The organism is Nonomuraea sp. NPDC047897 (assembly GCF_043204415.1).
In the GTDB taxonomy this organism is placed as follows: Bacteria; Actinomycetota; Actinomycetes; order Streptosporangiales; family Streptosporangiaceae; genus Nonomuraea.
The window spans coordinates 129442-154307 of the sequence record NZ_JBIDCC010000008.1; the positions used below are offsets into that span (position 1 = coordinate 129442).

The 24866-nt window shown below is 74.1% G+C and carries 27 protein-coding genes; 15 read left to right on the forward strand and 12 right to left on the reverse strand.

Going from position 1 to position 24866, the window contains the following annotated elements; all coding sequences use genetic code 11:
- Positions 1-55: 55 nt before the first annotated feature.
- Positions 56-2026: a glycosyl hydrolase family 18 protein gene (locus tag ACGF0J_RS19430; RefSeq protein WP_393147556.1), complete on the reverse strand. Its 1971-nt coding sequence runs from the start codon at positions 2024-2026 to the stop codon at positions 56-58.
- A gap of 199 nt (positions 2027-2225) precedes the next feature.
- A complete protein-coding gene (locus tag ACGF0J_RS19435; protein WP_393147558.1) occupies positions 2226-2981 on the reverse strand; it encodes a methyltransferase domain-containing protein in 756 nt (251 codons plus the stop codon).
- A gap of 28 nt (positions 2982-3009) precedes the next feature.
- Between ACGF0J_RS19435 and ACGF0J_RS19440 the strand changes: the two genes are divergently transcribed.
- On the forward strand, positions 3010-3420 hold the full coding sequence (locus tag ACGF0J_RS19440) for a MerR family transcriptional regulator (RefSeq protein ID WP_393147560.1): 411 nt from the start codon (positions 3010-3012) through the stop codon (positions 3418-3420).
- 85 nt (positions 3421-3505) lie between these two features.
- Here ACGF0J_RS19440 and ACGF0J_RS19445 read toward each other — a convergent pair whose 3' ends face one another.
- A complete protein-coding gene (locus ACGF0J_RS19445; RefSeq protein ID WP_393147562.1) occupies positions 3506-4105 on the reverse strand; it encodes a TIGR03086 family metal-binding protein in 600 nt (199 codons plus the stop codon).
- Between the two features lie 123 nt (positions 4106-4228).
- Positions 4229-5020: a hypothetical protein gene (locus tag ACGF0J_RS19450; RefSeq protein WP_393147564.1), complete on the reverse strand. Its 792-nt coding sequence runs from the start codon at positions 5018-5020 to the stop codon at positions 4229-4231.
- Between the two features lie 336 nt (positions 5021-5356).
- Between ACGF0J_RS19450 and ACGF0J_RS19455 the strand changes: the two genes are divergently transcribed.
- A complete protein-coding gene (locus tag ACGF0J_RS19455) occupies positions 5357-7111 on the forward strand; it encodes a serine/threonine protein kinase (protein WP_393147566.1) in 1755 nt (584 codons plus the stop codon).
- A 16-nt stretch (positions 7112-7127) separates the two neighbouring features.
- Here ACGF0J_RS19455 and ACGF0J_RS19460 read toward each other — a convergent pair whose 3' ends face one another.
- Entirely contained in the window at positions 7128-7949 is an 822-nt protein-coding gene (locus ACGF0J_RS19460; protein ID WP_393147568.1) for a hypothetical protein, read from the reverse strand.
- Positions 7950-8106: 157 nt separating this feature from the next.
- Between ACGF0J_RS19460 and ACGF0J_RS19465 the strand changes: the two genes are divergently transcribed.
- Complete coding sequence (locus ACGF0J_RS19465) at positions 8107-9072, forward strand: helix-turn-helix domain-containing protein (RefSeq protein ID WP_393147570.1); 966 nt, start codon at positions 8107-8109, stop codon at positions 9070-9072.
- A gap of 164 nt (positions 9073-9236) precedes the next feature.
- On the opposite strand, the gene ACGF0J_RS19470 is transcribed toward ACGF0J_RS19465, so the two are convergent.
- Entirely contained in the window at positions 9237-9806 is a 570-nt protein-coding gene (locus tag ACGF0J_RS19470; protein ID WP_393147572.1) for a hypothetical protein, read from the reverse strand.
- 195 nt (positions 9807-10001) lie between these two features.
- Here ACGF0J_RS19470 and ACGF0J_RS19475 point away from each other — a divergent pair, with 195 nt between their 5' ends.
- From ACGF0J_RS19475 to ACGF0J_RS19490, 4 genes are all read left to right on the forward strand, one after another.
- Positions 10002-11198, forward strand: a complete 1197-nt coding sequence (locus tag ACGF0J_RS19475) for a multiprotein-bridging factor 1 family protein (protein WP_393147574.1) — start codon at positions 10002-10004, stop codon at positions 11196-11198.
- Positions 11199-11206: 8 nt separating this feature from the next.
- Positions 11207-11683 carry a hypothetical protein gene (locus ACGF0J_RS19480; protein WP_393147576.1) on the forward strand — a complete coding sequence of 159 codons (477 nt, stop codon included), beginning with the start codon at positions 11207-11209 and terminating at the stop codon, positions 11681-11683.
- Between the two features lie 525 nt (positions 11684-12208).
- Positions 12209-12598: a hypothetical protein gene (locus tag ACGF0J_RS19485; RefSeq protein WP_393147578.1), complete on the forward strand. Its 390-nt coding sequence runs from the start codon at positions 12209-12211 to the stop codon at positions 12596-12598.
- A gap of 159 nt (positions 12599-12757) precedes the next feature.
- The gene (locus ACGF0J_RS19490) at positions 12758-13615 is read left to right on the forward strand and encodes an NAD(+)/NADH kinase (RefSeq protein WP_393147580.1); all 858 of its coding nucleotides are present in this window, start codon (positions 12758-12760) and stop codon (positions 13613-13615) included.
- Here the strand turns inward: ACGF0J_RS19490 and ACGF0J_RS19495 are convergent.
- On the reverse strand, positions 13561-14913 hold the full coding sequence (locus ACGF0J_RS19495; RefSeq protein ID WP_393147582.1) for a YibE/F family protein: 1353 nt from the start codon (positions 14911-14913) through the stop codon (positions 13561-13563). The two genes, ACGF0J_RS19490 and ACGF0J_RS19495, sit on opposite strands and share 55 nt — an antisense overlap.
- Before the next feature lie 80 nt (positions 14914-14993).
- Here ACGF0J_RS19495 and ACGF0J_RS19500 point away from each other — a divergent pair, with 80 nt between their 5' ends.
- Positions 14994-15707, forward strand: coding sequence for a DUF72 domain-containing protein (locus ACGF0J_RS19500; RefSeq protein WP_393147584.1), 714 nt, complete (start codon positions 14994-14996; stop codon positions 15705-15707).
- Positions 15708-16682 carry a magnesium transporter CorA family protein gene (locus ACGF0J_RS19505; RefSeq protein WP_393147586.1) on the forward strand — a complete coding sequence of 325 codons (975 nt, stop codon included), beginning with the start codon at positions 15708-15710 and terminating at the stop codon, positions 16680-16682.
- 63 nt (positions 16683-16745) lie between these two features.
- Here ACGF0J_RS19505 and ACGF0J_RS19510 read toward each other — a convergent pair whose 3' ends face one another.
- Positions 16746-17213, reverse strand: a complete 468-nt coding sequence (locus ACGF0J_RS19510) for an adenylyltransferase/cytidyltransferase family protein (protein ID WP_393147588.1) — start codon at positions 17211-17213, stop codon at positions 16746-16748.
- Positions 17214-17444: 231 nt separating this feature from the next.
- Here ACGF0J_RS19510 and ACGF0J_RS19515 point away from each other — a divergent pair, with 231 nt between their 5' ends.
- Positions 17445-17861 carry an ATP-binding protein gene (locus tag ACGF0J_RS19515; protein WP_393147590.1) on the forward strand — a complete coding sequence of 139 codons (417 nt, stop codon included), beginning with the start codon at positions 17445-17447 and terminating at the stop codon, positions 17859-17861.
- 95 nt (positions 17862-17956) lie between these two features.
- Here the strand turns inward: ACGF0J_RS19515 and ACGF0J_RS19520 are convergent, their stop codons facing one another.
- Positions 17957-18928 (reverse strand): response regulator transcription factor, encoded by a 972-nt coding sequence (locus ACGF0J_RS19520; protein WP_393147592.1) that lies wholly within the window; start codon positions 18926-18928, stop codon positions 17957-17959.
- Between the two features lie 78 nt (positions 18929-19006).
- Between ACGF0J_RS19520 and ACGF0J_RS19525 the strand changes: the two genes are divergently transcribed.
- A complete protein-coding gene (locus ACGF0J_RS19525; RefSeq protein WP_393147594.1) occupies positions 19007-19594 on the forward strand; it encodes a phosphatase PAP2 family protein in 588 nt (195 codons plus the stop codon).
- An 83-nt stretch (positions 19595-19677) separates the two neighbouring features.
- On the opposite strand, the gene ACGF0J_RS19530 is transcribed toward ACGF0J_RS19525, so the two are convergent.
- From ACGF0J_RS19530 to ACGF0J_RS19540, 3 genes are all read right to left on the reverse strand, one after another.
- Positions 19678-20070: a type II toxin-antitoxin system VapC family toxin gene (locus ACGF0J_RS19530; RefSeq protein WP_393147596.1), complete on the reverse strand. Its 393-nt coding sequence runs from the start codon at positions 20068-20070 to the stop codon at positions 19678-19680.
- Positions 20067-20327, reverse strand: a complete 261-nt coding sequence (locus ACGF0J_RS19535) for a type II toxin-antitoxin system VapB family antitoxin (protein ID WP_393147598.1) — start codon at positions 20325-20327, stop codon at positions 20067-20069. Before ACGF0J_RS19535 ends, ACGF0J_RS19530 begins: the two co-directional genes overlap by 4 nt.
- 124 nt (positions 20328-20451) lie before the next feature.
- Positions 20452-21294 carry a glycerophosphodiester phosphodiesterase gene (locus ACGF0J_RS19540; protein ID WP_393147600.1) on the reverse strand — a complete coding sequence of 281 codons (843 nt, stop codon included), beginning with the start codon at positions 21292-21294 and terminating at the stop codon, positions 20452-20454.
- A gap of 208 nt (positions 21295-21502) precedes the next feature.
- Here ACGF0J_RS19540 and ACGF0J_RS19545 point away from each other — a divergent pair, with 208 nt between their 5' ends.
- Genes ACGF0J_RS19545 through ACGF0J_RS19560 form a run of 4 tightly spaced genes read left to right on the forward strand, consistent with a single transcriptional unit; the run spans position 21503 to position 24823 of the window.
- Positions 21503-22555: a hypothetical protein gene (locus ACGF0J_RS19545; protein WP_393147602.1), complete on the forward strand. Its 1053-nt coding sequence runs from the start codon at positions 21503-21505 to the stop codon at positions 22553-22555.
- Between the two features lie 56 nt (positions 22556-22611).
- On the forward strand, positions 22612-23004 hold the full coding sequence (locus ACGF0J_RS19550; RefSeq protein ID WP_393147604.1) for a GntR family transcriptional regulator: 393 nt from the start codon (positions 22612-22614) through the stop codon (positions 23002-23004).
- Entirely contained in the window at positions 23001-23861 is an 861-nt protein-coding gene (locus ACGF0J_RS19555; protein WP_393147606.1) for an ABC transporter ATP-binding protein, read from the forward strand. Before ACGF0J_RS19550 ends, ACGF0J_RS19555 begins: the two co-directional genes overlap by 4 nt.
- Positions 23858-24823: a hypothetical protein gene (locus ACGF0J_RS19560; RefSeq protein ID WP_393147608.1), complete on the forward strand. Its 966-nt coding sequence runs from the start codon at positions 23858-23860 to the stop codon at positions 24821-24823. Before ACGF0J_RS19555 ends, ACGF0J_RS19560 begins: the two co-directional genes overlap by 4 nt.
- Positions 24824-24866: the final 43 nt, after the last annotated feature.

The window sequence follows — 24866 nt, forward strand, 5'->3', positions numbered from 1 at the left end:
GGGCGGGGCCGGTCCCGGGGAGGAGGGACCGGCCCCGCGGGCCGGCGCCGGGGTGTCAGCCCAGGCCGTTGCGCATCGCGGTGATCAGCTCGCCGTTGGTCGTGTCACCGCTGAGCTCCCAGAAGAACGCGCCGCCGAGGCCCTGGTCCTTCGAGTAGCCCATCTTGCCGCCGATGGTGCTCGGCGTGTCGTAGCTCCACCACTGGTTGCCGCAGTGGGCGTAGGCGGTGCCCGCGACGGTGCCCGTGACCGGGCAGCGGGTCTTGAGCACCTTGTAGTCCTCGATGCCCTGCTCGTACGTGCCGGGCGCGGGACCGGTGGCCGTGCCGCCCGGCGCGGCCTGGGTGACACCCGTCCAGCCGCGGCCGTAGAAGCCGATGCCGAGCAGGAGCTTGCTCGCCGGCACGCCCTTGGCCTTGAGCTTCTGGATGGCGTTGTCGGAGTGGAAGCCCTGGATCGGGATGCCGCTGTAGGAGGTGAGCGGCGAGTGCGGGGCGGTCGGCCCCTGGGCCGCCCAGGCGCCGAAGAAGTCGTACGTCATGACGTTGTACCAGTCGACGTACGGGGCGGCGCCGCCGTAGTCGGCCGCGTCGATCTTGCCGCCGGAGGTGCCGTCGGCGGTGATGGCCGCCGTGACCAGGTTGCCCGAGCCGAACCGGGTACGCAGCGCCGACATCAGGTTCCGGAACGCCGCCGGGCCGCTGGTGTCGCAGGTCAGGCCGCAGGCGTTCGGGTACTCCCAGTCGATGTCGATGCCGTCGAAGACGTCGGCCCAGCGGGGGTCCTCCACGAGCCGGTAGCAGGACTCGGCGAAGGCCGCCGGGTTGGCCGCGGCCTGGCCGAAACCGCCGGACCAGGTCCAGCCGCCGAAGGAGAACAGCACCTTGATGTGGGGGTGCTTCTTCTTCAGCTTGCGGAGCTGGTTGAAGTTGCCGCGCAGGGCTCCGGTGTCCCAGGTGTCGGCGACGCCGTCGACGCTCTCCGCGGCGCCGTAGAACCGGTCGTAGTCGGCGTAGGAGTCGCCGATCGTGCACTGGCCGTTCTGCACGTTGCCGAACGCATAGTTGATGTGCGTCAGCTTCGCGGCCGAGCCGCTGGTGTCGATGTTCTTGACGTGGTAGCCACGCTGGTAGATACCCCACTGCACGAAGTAGCCGAGCACCTTGTCACCGCCTCCGCCTCCGCCGCCGGTGGTGGTGGCGGTGACGGGGTCGCTGGGGGTGGAGAGGTTGCCGGCGGCGTCCTTGGCGCGGACGGTGTAGGTGTAGGCGGTGTTGGGGTTGAGGCCGGTGTCGGTGTGGGTGGTGCCGGTGACGGTGGTGATGAGGGTGGTGCCCCGGTAGAGGTCGTAGCCGGTGACGGCGACGTTGTCGGTGGAGGCGTTCCAGGCGAGGGAGACGCTGGTGGAGGTGACGCCTGCCGAGCGCAGGTTGCCCGGTTTGGAGGGCGCCTGCGTGTCTCCGCCTCCGCCGCCGGTGGTGGTGGCGGTGATGGGGTCGCTGGGGGTGGAGAGGTTGCCGGCGGCGTCCTTGGCGCGGACGGTGTAGGTGTAGGCGGTGTTGGGGCTGAGGCCGGTGTCGGTGTGGGTGGTGCCGGTGACGGTGGTGATGAGGGTGGTGCCCCGGTAGAGGTCGTAGCCGGTGACGGCGACGTTGTCGGTGGAGGCGTTCCAGGCGAGGGAGACGCTGGTGGAGGTGACGCCTGCCGAGCGCAGGTTGCCCGGCTTGGAGGGCGCCTGCGTGTCTCCCCCTCCGCCGCCGGTGGCCTTCCACAGGGCCGGCACGTTCGACGGTTCCCAGCCGGGCTGGGAGGTGTGGCTCTGCAGGCACTCGTACTCGGCGCCGTTGTGGGTGACGCGGGTGCCCGTGGTGTAGGCGGTCCAGGGGGCCCACTCCGCCAGGGCGCCGGCGGAGGCGAGGGACGTGGTGGCGCCGTAGGCTCCGGGCGGGGCGGCGACGGCGGCGGTGAGCGGCAGCAGCAACGCCGCCAGGCCGGCCAGGATCTTGCCGATGGTCTTGTTCGTCATGGTTCTCCGGCATCCGTGGGTGTGGGGGGTGGGATGGGAGTCGGTCCGACACGAAAACTCTTAGGAAAGTTTCCTGTCTGTTGTTGGAACGTAGCTCGCCCCCGGGACCGCGTCAACAGCCATCGCGGCGATCCCGGGCCGAGCGGTCCGGCCGGCGCGTCGGTGGCCGGCCCTGGTCGCGGCCTGCGGCCGCGTGCCTTCAGCCGGTGTGGCCGGGCCGGGTCGCCGAGGCGAGGAACAGCGGCAGGGCGAGGAACGCCCGGTCCTGCCGGGCCCGCTCCGACTGCTCCGCCAGCCAGGAGTCGTGCCGGCCGGGGGTGACGGCGCCCGCCGACAGGGCCGCGCGGGCCATGCCCGCGAGCATGGGGAGCATCCTGTCGCCGGTGTAGAGCACGGTGTGCACCTCGACCTCGACGTCGCCGAAACCGGCGTCCAGCAGCAGGCCGCGATACCGGCGGGCCGAGCGGGGGGCGGTGACGAGGTCGGCGCGCGCGTGCACGATGGCCCGGGTCGCCTCCGCGTCGTCGGAGTCGATGACGAAGGTGTCCCAGTCCTGGCCGACGAGCACGACACGGCCGCCGGCGGCGAGGACGCGGGCGGCCTCGCCCAGCGCCCGACCGGCGTCGGCGAGGTCGTGGAACACCTTCTCGGCCCGGTACCCGGCGACCTCCCCGCCACCGAGGGGAAGGTCGTAGGCGTTCCCGCCCCTGAAGTCCGCGCCGGGCCACCGCCCCCTCGCGACGGTGATCATCTCCTCGTCGAGGTCGACGCCGATCGCGCGGGCGCCGCGCTCGGCCAGTTCGGCGACGGCTCGGCCGGTCCCGCAGCCCACGTCGACGACGGCCGCGCCCGGGTCGAGGCGGAGCAGGTCGTAGGAGCGAGAGCGGAGGGCGACCGACTGGGGGAGGGCGTCCAGGGCGTCGAGGAGCGTGATGAGTTCCGTGGTGTTCGACATGCCGGTCATGATCCGACTTAATGTCGACATGAAGTCAAACGTGGTCCTGTCCATCGGCGCGGCGGCTGCCCGGTTCGGTCTGGCCGCGCACGTCCTGCGGCACTGGGAGTCGATGGGGCTCCTCGCGCCCGCCCGAGCGGAGGGCGAACGACGTCGCTACGGCCCGTCCGACCTCTACCGCATCGCGGTGATCCTGCGGGCCAAGGAGGCGGGCTTCGCCCTGGAGGACATCAAGGAGATGCTCACCACCGCCGACGCCGCGGCCCGGCGGACGATCCTGCTGCGCCACCGTGCCGAACTGGCCGGGCGCATCGCGCGGGCGCAGGCGTCGCTGGAGGTGATCGACTGCGCGTTGGACTGCGAGCACGAGGATCTCACCGCCTGCCCCAGCTTCCAGTCGATGGTCGCCGAACGGCTCGCCCCCGTCCCGAGCCCGTGACCGGGGCCCGCCGGTTGCGCCTCGCCTCCATGCGGCCCCGGAACGACGGCACGCGGCCGTGCCAGCGTGCCGCCCCCGAGGGGCCTCAGGCGGCCGACCACTCCGGGTCGCGGCCCAGGTAGCGCAGCAGCTCGGCCACGGTGTCGTCACCGTCGCGCGGCTCCAGCGCCGCCGCGTAGGCCCCGTACGCGCGCAGCGGCTCGACGATCTGCCGGGCCACGGCCAGCAACTCTGCCGCGTACTCGGGGGTGAGCGTCGTCGGCTGCCCGGTGGCCACGGCGATGTCCCAGGCGTGCACGGCAGCGTCCAGAGCGCACGCGCCGGCGCCCGCCTCGGGCGTCAGCTTGTTGGGCGGCACCGGGACGGGAACCTCGGCGGCGGTGCGGTCCACGCCCGCCCAGGCCCTCGCCGAGCGCTCCAGCGCCGCCTCCAGATAGGCGGCGGGCTCCTCGGCCAGCGTGCCCGACGGGGCGAACGGGTTGTCGGCGGGACCGGGCTCACCGGTCAGGAACGACGCGAAGCCGATCTGGTCGCCGGCCGCGTGCTGGAGCACCTGGGTGACGTTCCACTGCGCGCACGGCGTCGGCAGCCCCCAGCCCGCCTCGGGAACACCCCTGACGGCGGCGCGCAGCGCCTGGTGGGAGTAGTCGAGGACGGTCCAGCCGGTGACGATGGGGGTGCTCATGATGCGGCCCTTCTGCTCGGTGACGCTCTCACTCTATCAGAACGGAATGCTTTATTCCACTAATGTTCTGGAGCCGCTGGTACCGCAGGATCTGCTCGCGGCGCGCAGCCCTGTGCGGGAACGTCAGACGACCGGTGGCCGGTGCCACATCGTCAGGCGCATCACCCGGAGGTAGCCCATCGCCTCGTAGACCGGCTGTCCCTCGTCGCTGGCGATGAGCGTGGCCGGGAGGGTGGGGGAGACCAGGGTGGCCGCCCAGGTGAGCGCCGCGCCGATACCCCGGCGGCGGTGCGAGGGCAGAGTGGAGACCCATTCCACGTCCACGATGCCATGGCCGAGGCGGGCTCCCGAGGTGGCGACGGGCCGGTCGCCGTCGTACCCGACGAAGAGCCGGACCGGCCCCCGCAGCACCCGCACGTCGCCGAGGACCGTACCCCGCGCCTCCGGCAGCGGGTACGCCCGGACGAGCGTCCGGACGAAGTCGTCCAGCGACTCCTGGCCGGTCACCGGGACGATCCGGAGCCCCTGCGGGATCGGCGGCGGCGTGCCGCCCGGCGGGCGCAGCATGAACGGCGGATGACCCATCAGCAGCAGGCCCGCCCCGGACAGGTCCGGAGTCGGCCAGGCCGACAGGAACACGAAGTGACGCTCGGGCGGGTAGAACTCGGCGACCCGCCGCACGACGTCCGCCAGGTCCACGTACGGCGGAGGCCGCAGCAGCACGGCCGCGTTGTCGAACAGGACGGGCGAGGCGGGGTCGGCCACGGCCAGGTCCGGCCAGCGCCGCGACCGCCCGCCCGCGCAGGACGCGACGAAGGCGTTGCGGTCGGCGTTGGCGAGCACGAACCTGCGCAGCACGGAGTCGCCGGCGTCGAGGCCGGGCTCCCAGCCGTCGGTGAGATGCGCTCCGCCCACGTCCCCCACCTATCCACCGCAGGGGGCGGTCACCGGGCCGCGCCGGGCCGGGCCGCGCCGCGCCGCACCGCGCCGGGCCGCGCCGCACCGCGCCGGGCCGCGCCGCACCGCGCCGGGCCGCGCCGGGCCGCGCCGGGCCGCGCCGGGCCGGGCCGGGGCGAGCGGCGATCGCCCGGCCGGGCGCCGATCCGCGGGCGGGGCGCGGGATCCGGCGGGGTTTCCGGCACAATCGACCTGTGCCGGCAGCCCCCGGCCGCCCGAGCCCCGGCCCGGCCAGGTCGTCCCCGACGCGATCGACCGGACGCCGGCCCGTCCCCAGGGAAGATGATGCAGCGGATGCGCCCCCTCCGATCGACCGACCCCCGGGAGGTCGCCGGTTACGCCCTGCGTGGGCGGATCGGCGAGGGCGGTCAGGGCACGGTGTTCCTCGGCACCTCACCGCGCGGCGAGCCCGTCGCCGTCAAGCTCCTGCACGCCCACTTCGGCAGCGACCACGACGCCAGACGCCACTTCCACCGCGAGCTGGCGGCGTTGCGGCGGATCGCGCCGTTCTGCATCGCCAAGGTGCTCGCCGCCGATCCCGACGCCGACCCGCCGTACGTGGTCAGCGAGTACGTGGACGGCCCGTCGCTGCAGGAGGCGGTGCGCGACCGGGGCGTCATGGCCGGGGCCGACCTGCACCGGCTGGCCGTGGCGACCGCGACGGCGCTGGGTGCCGTCCACGCGGCCGGGGTGGTGCACCGCGACTTCAAGCCCGCGAACGTGCTGCTGGCCGCCGACGGCCCCCGCGTCATCGACTTCGGCATCGCGCGTCCCCTCGACGCCACCGCCGCCACGGTCAGCGGCGTCGTCGGCACCCCCGCCTACATGGCGCCCGAGCAGCTCGCGGGCGACCCGGCCGGGCCGCCGCTCGACCTGTTCGCGTGGGGCTGCACGATCACGTACGCGGCCGGTGGGCGGCCGCCGTTCGGGTACGAGCCGCTGCCGGCGGTGATCAACCGCATCCTGAACGGCGAGCCGGAACTGGGGCCGCTCACGGGGGAGCTGCGCACGATCGTCGCCGCCTGCCTGGACAAGAACCCGGCCCGCCGGCCGACCGCGCAGCAGGCCCTCATGGGGTTGATGGACCACCGCCAGGGCGGCCGCCTGTTCGCCGTCCCGCCCCAGCCCGGCCTGCACCCCGGCTCTCACCTCGGCTCTCACCCCGGCCCGCACCCCGGCCCTCAGCCCGGCTCTCGGCCCGGCCCCGGGGTCGGCCCTCAGTCCGGCCCGCACGGGAGCGTGCCGGCCCCGTCCGTCGCCGCGTCCGGCCTGCCTGCCGCTCCCTCGGGAGGCTACGGCGCGCCGTCCGGGCCGTCCGTACCGTCCCGGCCGGCGACCACGCAGCCGGGCCGCAGGCGAGGCGGAGCGATCATCGGCGCGGCCGGCGCGGCACTGGCCGTGGCCGCCATGATCGTCACGGTCTTCGTCATCGTGAAGGACAGGCCGGGCATCACCACCACCGCCAGCCCGTCTCCCTCCACCGGCTCGGCGACGTCGCCCGCGTCGCCCTCGCCGTCGGCTCAGACCGCCGGTCAGGTGGCCAGGACACCCCGGCTCGGCCTGGAGTTCTGGCAGGACGGCGCCCCCGCCCCGATGGCCCTCGACGACCTCGACGACCCGGTCACCACCGTCACGCTGAAGGCCGCGCGGTTCGAGCTGCACTTCCCCAAGCTGACCAAGGACCGGGCCCTGCAGATCTGCGCCTGGACCGACAGGTCGGTCTTCGCGATCGAGGACGGCGGCAAGGTCGCCGACCACCGGTGCTTCCGCCCCGGCACCGGCATGGCCGACTACGAGTACGGCTCCGGCACGCTCTTCCTCAACGACGAGGGGCACAACCACCTGGTGGGCACCAGGGTCGCCGAGCACTCCGCCACGCTGGACAAGGTGCTGTTCGCCACGGTGTTCCGCGACGGCGACTCCAAGCCCATGGCCGAGCAGAGACAGGACGTCTACCTGGCCGTCTTCACCGACCTCGACGGCGACGGGGAGTTCCGGAAGGCCGGTCGGGGGGAGTACGAGTACGTCATGCTCGACTTCCCCTCCTGACAGTCCGCGACAAGGGTCACCGGACCAGTTCGGTGCGCAGCTCGTGGCTCCCGTCGGGCAGGCGGGCCTCGTAGAAGAGGCGATGGCCGCCCGACGGCAGGCGCAGGACGTCGAGGTAGCGGACGTCCACCACGGGTGGGCCCGCCACCGGCACCAGCCGCGAGGCGTCGCCGGGACGGGCGGGGAGGGCCAGGCCGGTCCGCTCGAACCAGTTCTCCCGCGCCGTGGCCCGCCCGTCGTAGCTGGCGCGGCCGTCGGGCAGGACGCTGGTCAGCCGCGCGCCGCGGGCGTCCCAGGCGCCGGGCCGGCCGGTGAGCGCCGTGCCGTGCCACCGCCAGGTCAGGCCGTCGGCGCTGGTGGCGTACGCGGTGCTCATCCGGTCCTCCGCGCCCGGCTCGTCGAGGGGGTGGCAGCAGATCCACGCCCGCCACAGGCCGCCGGCGTACCGGATCACCGGGTCCTTGACCGCGGTGCGCGCGTCCCCCTCGAACACCGGACGCGCCTCCGCCCCCGCCAGCCCTTCCGGGGTGGCCGCCTCCAGGACGCCGATCCACCAGTGTTTGGTACCCGGCGTGGCGCAGCTCACGTAGAGGCGCCACCGCCCCGACGGGGTGCGGAGCAGGGCGGGGCGTTCGACCATCGCCGCGCCGAAGAGTTCCCGGGGCAGGACGGCGACCGTGGCGTACCGCTCGCCGTCGGCCGACCGGGCGATGACGTTGTGGTCCTGTCCGGACCGTACGCGGTAGGCGACGACGACCGTCCCGTCGGCGTCGAGTGCGGCGCTCGGCGCGCCCGCCCACTGCTGCGGGCCGGGCCCGGGCGCCGGCACCGCCACCACGGGCCGCCCGCCTCCGGGCAGCGGGAAGGCCGTGGGAGGGGCCGTGGGAGGGGGGGAAGGGGTTGGGGATGCCATGGCTCCAGCGTCGCCGCCCGGCCCTGTCCGACGCGAGTGGCAGTCGTGCCGAGGTACGGGTATTTCCTGCCATAATCGGGACGTGATCCGCGACGTCGTCGCCGTGGTGGGCGAGAAGGTGGCCGCGTTCGAGCTGGGCGTGGTCTGCCAGGTCTTCGGCCTCGACAGGTCGGACGACGGCCTGCCCGTCCACGACTTCGCCGTGTGCGCGCCGCGGCCCGGGGCGGTCCCGACCACGTCGGGATTCGCAGTCCACGTCGAGCACGGGCTGGAGCGGCTGGCGGCCGCCGACCTGGTGGCCGTGCCCGCCTGGCCGCAGCTCGACGCACCGGTGCCGGAGCCGCTCCTGGCCGCCCTGCGCGAGGCGGCCGGGCGCGGCGCCCGGGTGCTCTCGATCTGCACGGGCGCCTTCCTGCCTGCCGCCGCGGGGCTGCTCGACGGTCGGCGTGCCGCCACCCACTGGCAGTTCGCCGGCCTGCTCGCCGAGCGCTTCCCCCGGGTCAGGGTGGACCGCGACATCCTCTACGTCAGCGACGGGCCCGTGCTGAGCAGCGCGGGAGCCGCAGCGGGCATCGACGCCTGCCTGCACCTGGTCCGCCAGGAGTACGGCGCCGCGACGGCCAACGCGCTGGCCAGGCGGATGGTGGTGCCCGCCCACCGATCGGGCGGGCAGGCCCAGTTCGTGGAGGCGCCCGTGCCTGCGCCGCGCACGCCGTACGAGCTGTCGGAGCTGATCGACTGGATGCAGGAGCACCTCGCCGAGCCGCTCACCGTGCCGGCCCTGGCGGCCCGGGCGGCGATGTCGCCGCGGACGTTCGCCAGGAGGTTCAGGGCGCTGACCGGCACCACGCCGCACCGGTGGCTGCTCGACCAGCGGCTCCAGCTCGCCGAGGAACTGCTGGAGACGACCGACCTGGCCGTCGAGGCGGTGGCGGCGCGCGCCGGGTTCGGCGGGGCCGACACCCTGCGCCACCACTTCGCGGCGCGCCGGGGCGTCGGCCCCGCCGCCCACCGCCGCGCCTTCCGCCGTGACCCGCGGGCGAGCTGACCCGCGGGCGGCTGACCTGCGGGCGAGCTGACCCGCGGGCGGCTGACCTGCGGGCGAGCTGACCTGCGGGGCCGAGCGGTGGCGGCGCCGCGGATCCGGCGCCGCGGCCTCCTCCGCGGGTCAGTCGAGGAGGCCGTCGCGGGCGCCGCCGCCTGCCGCGGGCGCTATTCGGTGATCTTCTTCCCGTTCGGGCCGACCGCGTACCACTCGGCGCCGAACTCCTCGATGTCGTGCCCGCTGGTGTCGCCCGCCTTCTCGTCGCCCTGGTAGTAGTACAGCGGCCAGTCGCCGTAGACGACCTGCTCGGTGCCGTCCTTACGCTCGGTCGTGGAGATCAGGTTCTCCTTGGCCCCCTCCTCGGCCTTGGGCTTGCCCGTGGTGAGGTACGGCGGCCAGGCCGTGGCGCACTCGTCGTAACAGCTCGACTTGCCGTTCTTGTCCTTCTCGAACAGGTAGAGCGTGCGCCCCTCGCCGTCGACCAGGATCCGGCCGATCCCGGCCTCCGCCACGCTCACCGGCGCGTCGGGCACCGGCGTGGCCGCGCCGGGGCTGCCGTCCGGCGACATCCCGGTCGCGGGAGGGGAGTCGTCCGGGCCCGGCCCGGTGGGCGGCGAGTAGGAGGCGGGCGCGGGCGGGGCCGACGCCGGCGCGGCGTCGCCCCCGGTCCCGCCGCAGGCGGTGAGCAGAAACAGTGCGATGGCCGTCCCGGTCAAGGGGGCTGGGAATGTCCTCATGCCCCCAGGATCGGCGGGCGCCCCGCCGTCAGGCCCGGCGCGCCGGGCGCGTCTTGCGGAACCCTTGCGCTAACCGGTCCCGCGCATTAGCCGGCGCCGGGATCACCGGTCCTGACGGCGTGCCGGCTCGGCCGCGGCGGCGACAATCTCCTCACGACCGACGGCGGCGCGCCCGGGGCCGCATAGCCTGGCAGGGTGAGCCAGCCCCCCGACCGCCTGCCGTCGCACTTCTGGTCTGCGCCGGCCGTCGCCGTCGCGCTCGCCACGTGCGACGTCCCCACCCTGATCGGTGAGGTGCGCCGGGCGCGCGGCTGGACGCAGACCGAGCTGGCCGAGGTGATCGGCTACTCGCAGAGCTGGGTGTCCAAGGTGCTGCGCGGCCGCCAGCCGCTGACCGTGGACCAGGTGCGGGAGGTGGCCGGCCGGCTCGGCATACCGCTCCACCTGCTGCGCTTCGGCGAGCGGGTGGGGGAGCGGGCCGGCGCGCGGCTGGCCGGGCAGGTGGACGAGACCACCGTGCTGAGCCTGACGAGCGTCACGGGCGCGCGCCGCCGCATGGAGGCGGCCACGCCGTCCAGGGAGCTGGTGCACGGCGCCGTCGCCCACGTCGAGCTGGCCGGGCGCGTGCTGCACCGGATCGATCACCGGCTGGCCGGTCAGGTGCGGGCCGGGCTCAGCGAGGCGGCCGGGTTCGCCGCGTGGATCCACAGCGACCTGCTCGACCTCGGCACCGCCCGCGTCTACTACCGGCTCGCCGTGGACAGCGCCCGCCGGGCCGGTCACCGGCTGCTGGCCGCCTACATGCTCGGCAGCCGCGCCGCGTTCGAGGTCGAGGCCGACGATCCGGGGCTGGCGCTCGCCCTGCTCGCGCAGGCGCGTCGGGAGCTGGGCGACGACCCGCCGCACATCGCCCGCGCCTGGCTGTCCAGCATCGAGGCGCTCGCCCACGCGACCGGCCGCGACGCCCATGCCGCCCGCGCGGCGCTGCGCGTCGCCGAGGGCGCGGTGACCCGGGGGGAACGCGCGGCCGCCCCGCCGTGGCCGTGGGTCTTCCCGTTCGACCACGCCAAGGTCGCCGGTTACCGGGCCGTGGTCTCGGTACGGCTCGGCCGGGCCGCGGAGGCGGAGAGCGCCTTCTCCGCGTCGCTGGCCGCCTCCCCGCCCGCCGCCAAGCAGCATGGCGTCCTCATGACCGAGATGGCCGCCGCCAAGGCCATGAACGGCCGGCACGAGGAGGCGTTCGGCCTGGCCGCCGACGCGCTCAGGCTCGGGGTCGCCTACGGCTCCGACCGCGTCATCCAGCGCGCCAGGCGCTTTCGCCGGGCCTACGCGGGCCCGATCACGGCCACCGTACGCACCTTCGACGAGAGACTGCACGCCACGATGCTGTAGGAGTGGGCATGACGCGCATCGCGATCTCCGGCCACCGGGGGCTGCCGCCCGACACCGCCGAGCTGGTGGCCACTGAGCTACGGGCGGTGCTGGGCGAGGAGGGGTCCCCCATCACCGGTCTGTCGTGTCTGGCCGACGGGGCCGACCAGATCTTCGCCCGCGTGGTCCTCGACCTCGGCGGCGCGCTGGAGGCGGTGGTCCCCGCCCAGCGCTACCGGGAGGCGCTTCCCGACGAGGCGCAAGACCGGTACGACGAGCTGGTGAGGCACGCCGCCGAGGTGCACCGGCTGCCGTTCGTCGAGTCCACCTCCGAGGCGCACATGGCGGCCGGCCGCCACCTGCTGGACGACGCCGACACGCTGGTCGCCGTGTGGGACGGCCTGCCGGCCCGCGGGCACGGCGGCACCGCCGACGTGGTCGCCGAGGCGCTGGCCCGCGGCATCCGGGTGCGCGTGGTCTGGCCCGCCGGCGCGCACCGCGACTGAGCCCGGCCGCCGTGCCGTCGTCAGGTCACGCGGGCCACCACCAGGGGTGGAGCAGGATCTACCCCGCTCGTGCGGGGGGCCCGGCCCCCTGATCCTCGCCGCTCCACGTGCCGCTCAGCCGGCTCGCGGGCCCGCCTGCCACGGTGTTCGCTCGCGGCCGGTGGACCGGCCGCGGCGCTTTACCGTTCGCAGGGCGCGGGCGGGAACTCCCGGCCGCGAGCCGGAGAACGCCTGGGTAATTTCACCGTGGGAACGACCGGTTTTTACCTGATGTCACGCGACACCTAACGTTCGTCGCTCCACGTAGTCGAACGCCTCCAGCCGATTCTTGTCGGACCCCACACGGCAATCCGACCAAACCTGGACTTTTGCCTCCGCAAGATGACTGTCTCCACTGACTCGCCCTAGCGTGAGGAAGAGATCGCGACGCCGTCACGGCGGCCATTTCCCGGCTTTGACCTGGCGTTGCGCGTCAGGGCAGTCGCCCGCAGCACACTCACCGGAGATGGCAAGGAGTCATCTGTCATGATCAACTTCAGGAACGCTCTCGCCACCGGCGCCATGGTGGCCTCGGTCTTCGTCGCACCTGCGGCGATCACGGCGCAGTCCGCCAGCGCGGAGCCCGTCCTCAGCAAGTCGACCGCGACGACGGTGGACTACCAGACGAAGCCGTGCTGGAAGCACAAGAAGCCCTGGAAGGTGAATCACTGCCGTAACTGGAAGGGCGGCGGTGGCGGTGGCGGCGGTGGCGGCGGCGGTGGCGGCGGCGGTGGCGGTGGCGGCGGCGGCGGTGGCGGCGGCGGCGGTGGCGGCGGCGGTGGCGGCGGCGGCGGTGGCGGTGGCGGCGGCGGCGGCGGCGGTGGCGGCGCCAACGTCAACGTCAACAACACCAACACCAACACCAACGTCAACTGATCCGCCCGGCCACCCGACTCGCTGCCTCGCCCACCCGGAGCTCCGCACCCAGCGGGCGGCTCCGGCCGTGCGCGAAGCCGTACCAGGCAAACAGGGCCGCACCGGCCTCCGGTGACGGCCCTTCACCCATCCCGCGACGGTGCCCATAGGCTTGGGCCCATGGGAATGGTCGGGACGGTCGGGCTGGTGCTGCACCCTCGGCGCGACTCCAAAGAGGCGATCGACACCATCGTGAGCTGGGCCGCGGGCAGCGGCGCCACCGTGCTCGGGCTGCCCGAGGAGGTCGGCCGGATCGACTGCAGCGCCGTCGCCGTAGGCCCCGAGACCCTCGTCCAGCGGTCGGACCTGCTGGTGAGCCTCGGCGGCGACGGCACCATGCTGCGCACCATGCGCCTCATCGCCGGCCTGCCGACCCCGGTCCTCGGCGTCAACCTCGGCCGGCTCGGCTTCCTGGCCGAGATCGACGTCAGGGAGCTGCCCGCGACGCTGTCGGCCATCACGAGCCACGCCTTCACCGTCGAGCCCCGCATGGCCGTCCGCACCTGCCTCGACGGCGTCGACGTCACGGCGTTCAACGACATCGCGCTGGCCCGCATCCCCGGTGAGGGGCTGGCCGCCGTGGCCGTCGTCGCGGCCGGTCACCCCTTCGTCCGCTACGCCGCCGACGCCGTCATCGTGGCCACCTCCACCGGCTCCACCGCCTACAGCTTCTCGGCCGGCGGGCCGATCGTCTCGCCCCGCGTGGAGGCCGTGCTGGTCGTGCCCGCCGCCGCCCACTCCGTCTTCAACCGGGCCCTGGTGCTCCCCGCCGACGAGGAGGTCACCCTGGAGCTGCTGCCCACCAGCGGGCGGCTGGCCGTGGAGGTGGACGGCGCGGTCGCGGGGCACCTGTGCCCGGGCGACCGCCTCACGGTCACCGCGCTGCCCGGCGCCGCCAAGGTGGTGCGGCTCGGCACCACGTTCTACGAGCGGGCCCGCCGCAAACTGCGCGTCGACGGCAGCGTCGAGGCGGGCTGACCCGCCCCCCGGCCGTGCCGCCCCCGCGGGGCGCGCGGGTCCTCCCCGCGCCCGTGCCCCGGCCCGTGCCCGTGATCGTGGTCGTGGTCGTCTCCGTGGTCATGGCCGGTGCGGGCGTCGTGGTCCTCCGGGTCGCGCCGGGACGCCACCAGCGCCGCGAGCGCCGTGGTGATCGGCACCGCCGAGATCAGCCCCAGCGTGCCCACCACGCTGCGCACGATCTCCTGCGCGATGACCGGCGTGGCCAGCGCCTCGCCCAGCGGCTGGTTGCCGATGCTGAACAGCAGCAGCAACGGCAGGGACGCCCCCGCGTACGCCAGGATGATGGTGTTGATCACCGAGGCGATGTGGGCGCGCCCGACGCGGCTGCCGGCCCGGTAGAGGCGGCGGAAGCCGTACGACGGGTTGGCCGCGGCGAGCTCGGTGACCGTGACCGCCTGCGTGACCGTCACGTCGTCCAGCACGCCCAGCGCGCCGATGATGATGCTCGCCAGCAGCAGGCCCTGCGCGTCGATCGGCATGCTCAGGCCGAGGGTGAACGAACTGTCGTCGGTGACGCCGCTGAGCCGCGCGAACCCGATCGACGCGTACGACAGCGCGCCGGTGACGGTCAGGCTGGCCAGCGTGCCGAGCACGGCCATCGACGTCGTCAGCGTGAACCCGTGCGTCAGGAACAGCACGCTCAGCATGATCGCCGCCGCGCCCACGATGGCCACCAGCATGGGTGGCTCGCCCCCGAGGATGCCGGGGATCAGGAACGTCAGCAGCAGCACGAACGTGATCGCCAGCCCCACCAGCGCCGTGACCCCGCGCCAGCGGCCGAACGCGATCACCGCCAGCGCGAACGCCACCCCGAACAGCCACAGCTGCGACTCCCGGTCGTGGTCGGAGATCTGGTAGCCCGTGCTCTCCGGCTCGGGGTCGTCGAACTTGATGAGCACCACCTCGTCGCCGGCCTCGAAGCGCTGCGCGCCCGGCCCGGTCGGCAGCGGCAGCTTCACCTTGCGGCCGGCGTCGGGCCCCTCGTCGACGCGCACCACGGCGTCGCCGCAGGTGGCGGAGTCGGCGGGCGGCATGCCTTCCGGTGTCGGCTGGCACGGCAGGCTCTGCACGGCGGTCACCGTGCCGCCGAGCTGGGAGACGCCGTCGGGCGGTACGTCGGCCTGCTGCCCGGTGGGCCACAGCCACACCAGCATGACCACCGTGGCGATCGCCACCGGCACCAGCACGGCGAGGGTCGCCACGACCGCGCGCCGCGAGGTGGGCACGTCCGCGCCGTGCCCGTGGTTGCCACCCATCACGCCTCCTCGCACTCCGAGGAGTGACAGTACTGCACGAACAGGCGGGTATCCGCCCGATCGCCGGGTAGGCGCAGGTCATGACGACGCTGGTGGGCACCTCCGGCTGGCAGTACCGGGACTGGCGCGGCGTCCTGTACCCCGAGGGCGTCCCGCAGCGGCTGTGGCTGGAGACGTACGCCGGCACGTTCCCGACCGTCGAGAGCAACAACGCCTTCTACCGCCTGCCGAAACCGGAGTCGTTCGCCGGCTGGCGCGAGCGCACGCCCGACGGGTTCGTCATGGCCGTCAAGGCCAGCCGCTACCTCACCCACATTAAACGGCTGGCCGGCCCGGAGGAGCCCGTGGCGCGGCTGATGGCGGCCGCCTCGCAGCTCAAGGAGAAGCTCGGCCCCATCCTGCTGCAGCTCCCGCCCACGCTCAGGGCCGACCCCGAGGCGCTCGACCGGTGCCTGGCGTGTTTCCCGGACGGCGTGCGGGTGGCGGTCGAGTTCCGCCACCCGAGCTGGTGGACCGGCGAGGTGCGGGACGTCCTGCTGGGCCGCGGGGCGGCACTGTGCTGGGCCGACCGGCTCGGCCGGCCGGTGAGCCCGTTCTGGCGCACCGCCCGCTGGGGCTACGTCCGGTTGCACGAGGGCCGGGCCACGCCGCGCCCCGAGTACGGCCGCACGTCGCTCGCCACGTGGGCGGGGCGGGTGCGCGACGCCGGCTGGGACGACGCTCACGTCTATTTCAACAACGACCCGGGGGGAGCGGCCGTGCGCAACGCGATCCGGTTTGCCAGACTCGTCTAGGTGCACACTCGCCTGTACCGCAACGGAGTTCTCGACAAGGAGGGCTTCCCCGCGGAGGAGATCTCCGGCTACGTCAGCGATCCCGCCAACGTGGTCTGGTTCGACCTGTGCTCCCCGGACCGGCACGAGGTCGCCCTGCTGGAGGAGGAGCTGGGGCTGCACGAGCTGGCCGTCGAGGACGTCCTTGCCGAGAACCAGCGCCCCAAGGTCGACATCTACGACAACCACCTGTTCATCACCGTCTACGGCGTGAGCCTGGACGACGGCCGGCTCGACACGGTCGAGGTGAACGTCTTCGTCACCCGCAACGCCCTCGTCACCGTCCGCGAGAACGAGCGTTTCGACATCGGCAAGGTGGTCAGGCGCTGGGACGCGGCCGACCACCGCCTGGGCGCCTACGGCGTGGCGTTCCTGCTGCACGGGCTGCTCGACCAGGTCGTGGACGGCCACCTCGACGTCGTCGACGAGCTGGACGGCAGGATCGACGACCTGGAGGAGGCGTTGTTCGCGGACGACCGGCAGATCGACGGGCGGACGCTCCAGCGCACCATCTACGAGCTGCGCAGGAACGCCGCCCGGTTCCGCAAGCTCGTCATGCCCATGCGGGAGGTGGTCGGCACCCTGATCCGCCGCGAGCAGGACCTGGTCGCGGGCACGGAGCTCGTCCCCTACTACGAGGACGTCTACGACCACGTGCTCCGGGTGAACGAGTGGATCGACTCCACCCGCGACCAGCTCGCCAACCTGCGCGAGACCCGTCTGGCGGAGCAGGGCTTCCGGCTCAACGAGATCATGAAGCGGCTCACCGGGTGGGCGGCCATCATCGCGGTGCCCACCCTGATCACCGGCTTCTACGGGATGAACGTCCCCTACCCGGGCTACGGGCAGCAGTCGGGGTTCTGGCTGTCGGCGCTGCTCATCTGCGGCATCTCCGTCGGTCTCTACGCCGCGTTCAAGAAGCGCGACTGGCTGTAGCTCGCTGCTCAGAAGACGGGCCGCGACCAGGCCGCCAGCTCCTCGACCGGAGCACGCCGGCATTCAGCTCTTGGCCGCCGCATTCACGATTCGCGTCGTGGAACGGCCGGGGATCGCCTCCAGCTCCCAGCACTCGGCGCCCAGCAGCGCCGCCGCGGCCCGCCTGGCGCCCGCGTGCGGGTCGCCCGCGGTGTGCGCGAGCGCGCCCGGCCGCATGGGGGCGAGCAGGTCGATGTAGTCCTCCGGGCCGTGCGCGGCGGGCGGGCCGGTGACGATGAACACGCCGGCGACGAAGCGCAGGGCGGCCATCACCTCGGCCCGTTCGGCGGCGGTGTTGAGCGGGCGGCTCGGCCCCTTCCAGGCGCGTACGCGCGGATCGTCCTCGATGCCCACCACCAGCGGGAGTCCGCGGCCGGCGACCGCGCCCAGGTAGCGCACGTGGCCCACGTGCAGGATGTCGAACACGCCGGTGACCACCGCCGCCCCCGGTGGGGTGTGGGGCTGCACCCAGACGGCCTCCAGGCTGCTCACGTCCGGCACCCTCCTCGTCGATGCGTCGATCCGCAGACTACTCGGTCCGCCGCGACGGCCGTGCGGGTGACCATGGGAAAGGGCATTCCTACCTTTTCGTGACACCTTGGGGGCGGGGTGGGGCGTCTCCTAACGTCGCCCGAATCGGGGAGGTCGCCGTGACACCGCCACACTCTCAACCACCAGCCCGGCCCGGCGTGGAGACATCCGCCCACGACCCCGGCCCCCCCCTTGCGCGGCGACGCGCCGGACCGGCCGCGTGACCTCCTGGTGCGGCTGCCCGGACGGCCGTCGCAGGTGTCGCGGGTGCGCAGGCTCGTCGCCGCCGCCCTCGGCCGCGACCATCCCCTGTACGACGACTGCGCGCTGCTGGCCAGCGAACTGGCCACCAACGCGATCCTGCACTCCCGCTCGGGCGCCGGAGGCTGGTTCACGGTGGCGGTGCGCGCCTCCGGCGCCGCGGTGCGGGTGTGGGTGGCCGACTCCGGGTCCGAGGAACCGCCGTGCGCCTGCCGTACCGGCTCGCACGCCACCGGCGGGCGCGGCCTGCCGCTGCTGGAGGCGCTCAGCCACCGGTGGGGGCTGAGCCGCAGCGGCGGCGCGACCACCACGTGGTTCGAGCTGGACCAGGCCCCCGGCTGGAGCTGACCGGCAGACCCGCTCGACCTCCGGCACGAGGGCCGAGGCGGGCTCCAGGGCGGGGCGGGCAGGCCCAGCCCCGCCGGCGCGCGCGGCGGGGGCGATCAGATGTCGAGCCGGCACAGCCCCTCGGACAGCGCCTTGGTGGTGAGCCGGGTCCTGCTGTCGCAGCCGAGCTTGGCGAAGATGTGCTCCAGGTGCGTCGTCACCGTGCGGACGCTGAGCACCAGCGCCGCGGCGATCTGCGGGTTGGAGTCGCCGGCGGCGACCCGGGTCAGCACGTCCACCTCCCGGACCGTCAGGTCGTACGGCAGCGCGCACGGCCGCTCGGCCACGACCGCCCCCTGCACCGAGCCCTGGAACCCCACCCCGGCGCGCACCAGCCGCAGCTCGTGCCAGCCGCCGTCGCCGTCGAGCCACAGACCGTGGCGGCTCAGCTCGCGCGAGTCGATGAACGCCCGGGCCAGCGCCGCCAGGGCCGGCTCCGCCATCAGCGTCGCCGACACGCCCGCGCCGGGCACCGCGCGCCGGGTGCCGACCCGGTCGAAGGCCACCGCGTGGAACCCGCTCGGCAGGCCCACCGGGTCGATCACGCACCGGGTCAGGTCGGTGACGTGGGCCAGCATGGGGGCCACCGCGCTCACCAGGTCGCCGGTGCGCTCGGGGAACCGGTCGCGGGCCGCCAGGTGCAGCAGGCCCGTGTAGCGGCCCTCGGCCAGGAACAGCGGCGCGGTCAGCCCGGCCCGCCAGCCGTAGGGGGCGAGGTGGCGGCGGAAGTAGCGCTCGGTCCCCGGCTCCGGCATCGGCACCGGGGCGCGGGTGGCCAGGGCGCGGCGGTAGGCGTCGAGCCCGGTGTACTCCTCGGCGGCGTCGCCGTCGATGCGCGGGTGGCCGTCGGAGACCACGCTGCGGTGGCGGCCGGTGGCCGGATCGAACGCGACGAACTCGTAGGCGTCGAGCGGGACCACCCGGCGCAGCGCGGTCATCGCGCCGTGCGCCCCGCCGCCGCCGGCGACCTCGTAGCCGACCTCGGCGAACGCCTGGAGCTGGCGGACGTTCAAGGTGATCTCGGCCACGGTCCTTTATATCCCACCGCGCCCGGCGTGGGCGCGCTGGACGCGGCCCGGCGGGCATGATCGCGTAATCTTCGTCGCATGACCGCCGACCTGCTAGCGAGGAGGGTGACGGACCTGCTGGCGCCGCAGGTGCTGGTCATCGCCATGCCGCCCGCCGTGGGGCTGATCGCCCAGGGCTGGCCCGGCGCGGTGTGGGGGCTGCTCGCCTCGGTGCTTTGCGGCGGCGTGCCCGCCGCGGTCATCGCGGCCGGAGTGCGGTCGGGACGGCTCGACTCGCACCACATCGTCGACCGGGCCCGCCGCACCGGGCCGCTGCTCGCCGCCGTGGCCGCCGTCCTGGCCGCCCTCGTCCTCCTGGTGACGCTGGGCGCGCCGCGGCTGCTCGTCGCCACGGTCACGGCGATGCTCGTCGCCCTGGCCGTCACGGTGCCGATCACGCTGCGGTGGAAGATCTCCTTCCACGCCGCCGTGTCGGCGGGCACCGTCGTGGTCCTCGCCCACGTCCTGCCGCCCGCGCCCACCCTGCTCGCCGGGGCCGCCGTCGTCGCCCTGGTGTGCTGGGCCCGGGTCCGGCTCACCCACCACACGCCCGGCCAGGTGCTGGCCGGGGCGCTGGCGGGCACGCTGACCACCTGGGCCACCCTGGCGGCCTTCGGTGTGACCTAGGGACAGACAATCCGCGGGCCGCCGGGGCGCGTCACGGCCTGCACGCAGATGGGGTCGATCGGCCTGGCCCATGCTGGGTGATGTCACAGCGCCGGGGTCACGTCGGTGTGGGTGAAGTCGTCGCCCTTGAACAGCAGCGACTCGTGTCGGTCGCGTGCCGGCGCGTAGGAGAAGCAATTGCCGAAGTTCAGCCCCGCTTTGTGCCCGCTGCCCTTGCCGTAGTCCCAGTAGGCGCGGCGGGCGATCTGCGCCTGCTCGGGTGTGACCGACAGGATCTCGACCCGCATTCTGGCCAGGAAGTCGTCCAGGAGCCGGGAGGCGGCCGGATCGCGACTTCGCTTCACCACAGCGGCCAGCTCGACGTAGGTCGCGGCCGACATCCGGCGCGCCGGAGCGTCCCGGATGGCCACGGCGAAGTCGGTGGCATCCGGCTCGCCGTTGAGGATCGCGACGATCGCGCTGGTGTCGATGATCATGCGGGGAGTCCGGTCTCCGGGTCGTAGAGGAAGTCGGTGGACAGATCCGTCGGGCTGAGCCGAGAGCGGATCTTTGCGGCGAGGGCGAGAAGGTCGTCGGCCATCGCGGCATCCTGGGGCACCTGGCGACGGGCGAGCAGCCGTTCGCGTCGCTCCCGGAGCGCGGAGATGACCGCAGCGGTCTTGCTTTCTCCGGTGAGAGCACTGACTTCGGTCGCCAGTCGATCGGCCTCGGGGTTTTTGATGTTCAAGCTCACGGCAGCTCCTTTCCACCTTTACTACCCTCTGGTTCTACCCTTTCTCGTAATCGGTGTTCTCGTTTCTCGGGCCGCCCCAGCGACTCTTCAGGCGAATGCCGGCGACCGAGGGCGTGAGGCCCGCTCAGGCTGCCCGGCGGGCGGCTCCGAGGACCGTGCGCAGCACGTCGGGGCGGTTGGTGATGATGCCGTCGACGCCCAGGCCGGCCAGGCGGCGCATGGTGTCCGGAGCGTCGACGGTCCAGGTGTGGACCTCCATGCGCAGCGCGTGCACCCGCCGGACGTACGCGGCCGTGACGTCGCCGTGCGGCGGGTTGATCTGGCGGGCGAAGCGCGCCAGCGCCGGCAGTTCCGCTACGGCCGGTGTGCCGAGCAGGCCGACCGGCACCCGGGGCATGACCCGGTGGAACCTGCGCATGGACGCCCAGTCGAACGACTGCACCACGGTCCGGCCCGGGGCGAGCCAGTGCGGGTCGCGGCGCAGCGCGGCGGATACGCGGGACTCGATGCCCGGGTAGAGGCGCGGCGCCTTGATCTCCAGCAGCAGGCCGAGCCCGCGGCCTCGCATGGCGCGCAGCGCCTCCTCCAGCGTGGGCACCGGTTCGCCCGCGTACTCCGGGCCGAACCATGAGCCGGCGTCCAGCCGGCGGATCTCGGCCAGCGTGAAGTCACCGACGTTCCACGGCGCCCGGTCCGGGAAGACCTCCTCGGCGTCGGTGGTGCGGGCCAGCGTCGTGTCGTGCACGAGGACGAGCCGGTGGTCCCTGGTCTCCTGGACGTCCAGCTCGTACAGGTCGGCGCCCTGCTCGGCGGCCAGCTCGAAGGCGGCCACGGTGTTCTCCGGCGCGTACGCGGACGCGCCGCGGTGGGCGACGTTGACGGGTCGGGGCGCGGCGGCGGCGGGTGGGGCGGCGGCCGCCAGGATCACCAGCGCGGTCGTGGTGGCGAGGCCGAGTCGTCGGAACATGGGTCTCCTCGGGGGTTCGGGGCCGGCTGTGATCCGAATCTGACAATCCTGCATGACCTCGCGTGGTGATCCGGGTGACTTCCGGATGCCGGCCGGGTGAGCATCGCGCGCAGGCCGCACCCACCGGCGGGCGGGTCCCCCGTGCAGGGGAGCGGGTTCCCCCTGGCGGGCGATCAGGCGCGGCCGTACGGGTGCGATCTTCGAAGCCATGAGATGGACGCGACCGCAACTCACCGTGGCGGCCTGGGCGGGGGCGTACACGACCGTGCGGGTGGCGTGGGCGGCGACCGGGGCCACGGTGCCGCTGACGCCACGGATAGCCTGGCCGCCCGCCGCGCACCTCGCTCTGGCCGGGGTGGCGCTCCTGTCCGCCGGAGCCTGCCTGGCCGGGACGAAGGCCCGCGGCGCAAAGGACTCCCGGATGAGCGGCCGGGCGGTCCAGGCAGCGACGACCGGGGTGCTGACCGTGTCGGTCCTCGTCTTCGGGGCGGGCGCGGTCAGCCTCCCCCTCCACCTGGTGACGCTGCTCTCCGGCGCGGGGGTGGAGAGCGCCACCGGGCTGGCGCAGGTGCTGCTCGACGCGGCCGGGGCCGCCCTGCTGGCGCACTGCCGGATCGAGCGACGCCGCCGCGTGCGAGGAGTGTGCGTCCGCTGTGGTCAGGGCCACCGGCACGCGGGCGGTGGCCCGCTCGTCCACCCCGCCCCCTCCACCGCGACGCGCCGGACGCGGGCGGCCGTGTTCCTGCTGATGTGCGGGGTGCTGCCGTGGGCGGGCGTGAAGACCGTGTGGACGCTGGGCGGCGACGCGCTCGGCGTCACGGCGCGGCGCTGGCGGGAGGCGAACGCCGGGGCGCCGGGCACCGCGAGGGCGCTGGCGTCGGTGGGGATCGACGTCACCGTCCTGGCCGCGATGCTCGCGATCTTCCTCATGCTGGGCCTCATGTACCGGTGGGGCGTGGTCTTCCCGCGGTGGACGGTGGTGCCGGCCGGGAGGCGGGTGCCGCGGCTGCTGCCGCTGGTCCCGGCCTGGCTCGTGGGAGCCGGGCTGGGCGCGTACGGGATCGCGCTGACCGGGTACGCCGCGCTGGCCGCGCTCGGTATGCTGCCCGCGGCCGAGCCGTCGGGCGGCTTCACCGTCGCCGGCCTGACCTGGATGATCGCCTTCGGCGGGCTGGCGTTCGCGGGGCTGGGGCTCGGGCTGCTCGTGGCCGCCCGCTCCTACGCCTCCCGCACGCGCCCGGTGTGCGGCGGGCGGGTTTGACAGGAGGCGGCGGATGCAACACCCTTTCACTATTGCAATAGTGAAAGGGTGTTTGAGTGATCGAGTTCCATCTGGACCGCGGGTCGGGGGTGTCGACGTACCTGCAGCTCGTGCACCAGGTCAAGCACGCCCTGCGGCTCGGCGCGTTGCGGCCCGGCGACCAGCTCCCCACCGCGCGGGAGGTCGTCGAGAGCCTGGCGATCAACCCAAACACCGTCCTCAAGGCCTACCGCGAGCTGGAGCGCGAGGGGCTGGTCGAGGGCAGGCCGGGACAGGGCACGTTCGTGCGGCGGACGCTCGGCGGGGCGACGCTCGCCGAGCACACCCGGCTGCGACGCGGCCTGGAGCAGTGGGCGCGGCAGGCGCGCGCCGCCGGGCTGGACCAGGACGACCTGAACGCCCTGTTCACCGCCGTGACGACCGATCTGGCCAAGGAGGACGTCGCGTGACGCCGGTGCTGGAGACGACCGGGCTGGGCGTCCGCTACGGGCGGACGTGGGCGCTGCGCGACTGCTTGCTCGCCGTCCCGCGCGGCCGGGTGGCCGCGATCGTCGGCCCCAACGGGGCGGGCAAGACCACCCTCATGCATGCCGTGGTCGGCCTGCTGACGCCGTCGGCCGGATCGGTGACGGCGCGCGGCGAGGTGGCGTTCGTCGCCCAGGACAAGCCGCTGTACGACAGCTTCACCGTCGCCGAGATGCTCACCTTCGGCCGCCGCACGAACCCCCGCTGGGACGACGAGGCCGCGCGGGGCAGGCTCGCCGGCCTCGGCATCCCGCTGGAGCGCCGGGTCGGCCGCCTGTCGGGCGGCCAGCAGGCACAGGTGGCGCTCACCCTCGCCCTGGCCCGGCGCCCCGGCCTGCTCGTGCTGGACGAGCCGCTCGCCAACCTCGACCCGCTGGCCAGGCACGACGTGATGCGGGCCGTCATGGCCGAGGTGGCCGCGCACGAGCTGACCGTGCTGCTGTCCTCGCACGTGGTCTCCGACCTGCGCGACACCTGCGACTGGCTGATCGTGCTCAACGGCGGGCGCCCCCAGGTCAGCGGCGACATCGAGGACCTGCTCGACGGCCACCGGGTGCTGACCGGGCCTGCCGAGCTGGCCGAGGGGGTGGCCGCCAGGACACGGGTGGTGGCCGCCGGCGGCTCGGGAAGGCAGACCACCCTGCTCGTCCGGGACCGGCCGGTGCTGGACCCGCGCTGGAGCGACCGGCGTCCCGGCCTGGACGAGCTGGTCCTGGCCTACCTGCGCAGCCCCGGATCGGCTGCCCTGCCCGGCCCCGCCCGGCAGGGGGTGGGCGCGTGATCTGGCTGACCTGGCGCCAGCACCGGGCGCAGATCCTGCTCACGGCAGGCTTCCTCGCGGCGCTGGGTCTGCTGCTGCTCGGCTCGGCCGTCGAGGCGAAGCTGTACGTCGCCGAGCACGCCCCGCCCGGCTGCCCGGGGCCCGCGCCCGCCTGCGCCGACCTGGAGGTGGCGCTGGGGGAGCGCTACGACACCGTCTACACGCTCTTCGGCTGGATGCCGCTCGTGCTGCCCGCGCTGATCGGCGCCTTCTGGGGCGCGCCGCTGCTCGGCCGCGAGTACGAGCGCGGCACCCACCGGCTCGCCTGGACCCAGGCGACGCCCGTGGGACGCTGGCTGGCGGTCAAGCTGGCCCTGCTCGGCGGGGCGGTCGTGGCCGGCGGGCTGGTGCTGTCGGCGATGGTCAGCCTGTGGCGGCCGGTGTTCCGCGACGGGATCGACTCCTCCTTCGGCAACGTCGGCGTGTTCAACATGGTCGGCGTGGCGCCCGCGGCGTGGTGGCTGTTCGCCTTCGCGCTGGGCACGGCGGCCGGGACGCTGTTCAGGCGCACGCTGCCCGCGATGGCGCTCGCCGTGGCCGGGGTGGCGGTCGCCATGTTCACGCTGGTGACGCTGCTGAGCGACCACTACGCCGAGCCCGCCCGTACCGTGCTGACCGGCACCGTCACGCTCGACGACCCCGACGTCAGGCTGGTCGGCGCGACGTGGCTGGACCCGGCGGGCCGGGAGGTCGCGGACCCGCCGTCCTCGGTGTGCCCCCGGCGGGTGGACGCCGGGCGCAGCAGCCGCAACGCCGAGGCCTGGCAGAAGTGCCTGTTCGGCAAGGGCTACCGCTACGCCGTCTCCTACCACCCGCCGTCGCGCTTCTGGCGCTTCCAGTGGACGGAGGCCGCCATCCTCACGCTCGCCGCCACGGCGCTGGGCGGGCTGGCCGTCCGCCGGACCCTGCGCCACAGAGTCTGACGGCGGCGGGTCTGACGGCAGGTTTGATGGCGGCAGGTGCTGG

Bases quoted from the DNA above. Each gene is read 5' to 3' on its own strand.
- ACGF0J_RS19430 (WP_393147556.1), bottom strand. From the start codon at position 2,026: ATGACGAACAAGACCATCGGCAAGATCCTGGCCGGCCTGGCGGCGTTG.
- ACGF0J_RS19435 (WP_393147558.1), bottom strand. From the start codon at position 2,981: ATGTCGAACACCACGGAACTCATCACGCTCCTCGACGCCCTGGACGCC.
- ACGF0J_RS19440 (WP_393147560.1), top strand. From the start codon at position 3,010: ATGAAGTCAAACGTGGTCCTGTCCATCGGCGCGGCGGCTGCCCGGTTC.
- ACGF0J_RS19445 (WP_393147562.1), bottom strand. From the start codon at position 4,105: ATGAGCACCCCCATCGTCACCGGCTGGACCGTCCTCGACTACTCCCAC.
- ACGF0J_RS19455 (WP_393147566.1), top strand. From the start codon at position 5,357: ATGCGCCCCCTCCGATCGACCGACCCCCGGGAGGTCGCCGGTTACGCC.
- ACGF0J_RS19470 (WP_393147572.1), bottom strand. From the start codon at position 9,806: ATGAGGACATTCCCAGCCCCCTTGACCGGGACGGCCATCGCACTGTTT.
- ACGF0J_RS19480 (WP_393147576.1), top strand. From the start codon at position 11,207: ATGACGCGCATCGCGATCTCCGGCCACCGGGGGCTGCCGCCCGACACC.
- ACGF0J_RS19485 (WP_393147578.1), top strand. From the start codon at position 12,209: ATGATCAACTTCAGGAACGCTCTCGCCACCGGCGCCATGGTGGCCTCG.
- ACGF0J_RS19490 (WP_393147580.1), top strand. From the start codon at position 12,758: ATGGGAATGGTCGGGACGGTCGGGCTGGTGCTGCACCCTCGGCGCGAC.
- ACGF0J_RS19495 (WP_393147582.1), bottom strand. From the start codon at position 14,913: ATGGGTGGCAACCACGGGCACGGCGCGGACGTGCCCACCTCGCGGCGC.
- ACGF0J_RS19500 (WP_393147584.1), top strand. From the start codon at position 14,994: ATGACGACGCTGGTGGGCACCTCCGGCTGGCAGTACCGGGACTGGCGC.
- ACGF0J_RS19525 (WP_393147594.1), top strand. From the start codon at position 19,007: ATGACCGCCGACCTGCTAGCGAGGAGGGTGACGGACCTGCTGGCGCCG.
- ACGF0J_RS19530 (WP_393147596.1), bottom strand. From the start codon at position 20,070: ATGATCATCGACACCAGCGCGATCGTCGCGATCCTCAACGGCGAGCCG.
- ACGF0J_RS19540 (WP_393147600.1), bottom strand. From the start codon at position 21,294: ATGTTCCGACGACTCGGCCTCGCCACCACGACCGCGCTGGTGATCCTG.
- ACGF0J_RS19545 (WP_393147602.1), top strand. From the start codon at position 21,503: ATGAGATGGACGCGACCGCAACTCACCGTGGCGGCCTGGGCGGGGGCG.